Annotated in this window: 3 protein-coding genes and 1 tRNA gene; 1 reads left to right on the top strand and 3 read right to left on the bottom strand. The window is 75.0% G+C overall.

All coding sequences use genetic code 11. The features are described from left to right. On the top strand, positions 1-783 hold a 783-nt coding region (locus N866_RS17190), incomplete at its 5' end, for an SGNH/GDSL hydrolase family protein (protein ID WP_034228815.1). Positions 784-826: 43 nt separating this feature from the next. On the opposite strand, the gene N866_RS17185 is transcribed toward N866_RS17190, so the two are convergent. The 3 genes from N866_RS17185 to N866_RS21600 all read right to left on the bottom strand — a co-directional run. Further along, a tRNA-Thr gene (locus N866_RS17185) sits at positions 827-901 on the bottom strand. A 91-nt stretch (positions 902-992) separates the two neighbouring features. Continuing rightward, positions 993-1775: a vitamin K epoxide reductase family protein gene (locus tag N866_RS17180; RefSeq protein WP_245612644.1), complete on the bottom strand. Its 783-nt coding sequence runs from the start codon at positions 1773-1775 to the stop codon at positions 993-995. A 26-nt stretch (positions 1776-1801) separates the two neighbouring features. Continuing rightward, on the bottom strand, positions 1802-2130 hold a 329-nt coding region (locus tag N866_RS21600; RefSeq protein WP_034228813.1), incomplete at its 5' end, for a DsbA family protein.

Genomic DNA, 2130 nt, shown 5'->3' with positions numbered 1-2130 from the left:
CCCGAGTCGGCCGCGCCGGGTGCGTGCCGGGGGTGGGCCGACCTGCTCGCCCTGCACCTGGCAGCCCGCGTGGCGCCAGGTGCGCCGCACCGCGCCGCCGACCACACCGCTGCCGACGACGACGGGGCGGGCCCCGCCCCGCAGCTCGAGTACGCCAACCTCGCGATCCGCGGCCGCCTCCTCGGTCCGATCCTCGCGGAGCAGGTCCCGGCGGCGCTGGAGATGGGAGCGGACCTGGTCAGCCTGGTCGGCGGGGGCAACGACATGCTGCGCCCGACGGCGGACCCGGACGCCCTGGCGGCGCTGCTCGAGGACGCCGTCGTCCGCCTGCGCGCCTCTGGGGCCGACGTGCTGCTGGGCACCGGGGTGGACGCCAAGGACAGCCCGCTGGTGAGCCGGACCCGCGGGCGGGTCGCCGTGCTCAACACCCACGTGTGGTCGATCGCCCGACGGCAGGGCGCGCACGTCGTCGACCTGTGGGGCATGCGGTCGCTGCGCGACTGGCGCATGTGGGCGCCGGACCGGATCCACCTGACCACCGAGGGCCACCGCCGCGTCGCGCAGGGCGCCCTCGTCGCGCTGGGGCTGGAGCCGGAGGACCCGCGGTGGGACGACCCCCTCACCCCCATGCCGCCGTCGCCCCGGCTCGCCCGAGCCCGTGAGGACGCCCAGTGGCTGCGCGAGCACGTCTACCCGTGGGCGACGCGACGCCTGCGCGGGCGGTCGTCCGGCGACGAGCGCCGCCCGAAGCGGCCGCAACCGGGCCCCGTCCGCGTGGGGTGAGCCACGCGGACGGCAGGCGACGGCACCCGTGAGGACGGGCGGGTGGAGCCGCCTGTCGGATTCGAACCGACGACCGTCCGCTTACAAGGCGGGTGCTCTACCACTGAGCTAAGGCGGCGACGGGGGGATTGTGCCAGAGCGGCCGACGAGGGCGTCCCGGCTGGGACGCCGCCGTCGGCCGCTCTGGTCGGCCCCTCTGGTCGTTCCGGTCAGGCGACGAGCGCCGGGCCGTACCGCAGCAGGACGAACACGGCCAGGCCGAGCAGCCAGGCCCACACCACCACGAGGTCCACGTCCCGCTCGACCGCCCACTGCAGGCGGGCCAGCGCGCGCCGGGGGAGGTAGAGGTTCCCGTCCCGCACGTTGACGTGCGTGAGCGTCGTGAACACGAGGGTCGTCGAGACCGTGACGAGGAGGCACCACGGGCACATCGCGCCGATGACGAACGTCGACTGCGCGAACAGCCAGTACGCGAACACCAGACCCAGCGTGTAGACGACCTGCGCGGCGAACATGAACCACCGCGGGAACCGCACGCCGCCGAGCGACGCCACCGCGATGGTGATGACGACCGGCTCGGCGACCAGCCCGAGGAAGGCGTTCGGGAAGCCGAACAGCTGCGCCTGCCACGACTGGGCGACCGTCCCGCAGGACAGGACGGCGTTGATGTCGCAGCCCAGCGCCAGGCCCGGGTTCTCCGCCAGGCGCAGCGCGTCGACCGAGAGCACGAACGACGCGAGCAGGCTCACGCAGGCCGAGATGAGCATCGTCGTGAAGATGAACGTGTTGTGGTGCCGGATCCGGAAGATCGTCGCGACGACCCCGCTGCCGGCCCGCAGGCCGACGTGCGGCGTGCCGGACGGCCTGCCCGACGCCGTGCCGGACGCCGTGCCGGACGGTCCCGTCGGGTCGGTGACCGCGTCGTCGTCCACCGCGGGACGGCGCCCGGGCTCCGGCTCGGGCTCCACCCCCGGCCCCGTCCGCTGCGTCACGACCCGTCCCCCCTCGCCGTCCACGCTCAGCCCCGGACCTGCTCGACGGCGGCCGCGAGCGCACCCGGGACCCGCCAGTCGACGCCCAGGCCACCCTCGCCGATGTCCTGGCCGTTCAGCAGGACGGCCGGGGTCGCCAGGCGCGGCAGGTCGCGTGAGGCCTGCTCGGTCACCGCGGTGACCCACGGCACGTAGGAGTCCTCGCCGGTGGCGTAGGTGCCGTCCTCGATCTGCGCCGCGACGTCGTCGGCGACGCCCGCCTCACGGGCGAGCTCGGCGATCCGGGTGTCGTCCAGGCCGGCCACGCCCTCGGCCGGCTGGTTGACGAAGAGCGCGTCCATGAACGCGACGAACT

Source organism: Actinotalea ferrariae CF5-4 (assembly GCF_000603945.1).
GTDB lineage: Bacteria > Actinomycetota > Actinomycetes > Actinomycetales > Cellulomonadaceae > Actinotalea > Actinotalea ferrariae.
This window is presented reverse-complemented; position numbering and strand designations above follow the sequence as displayed.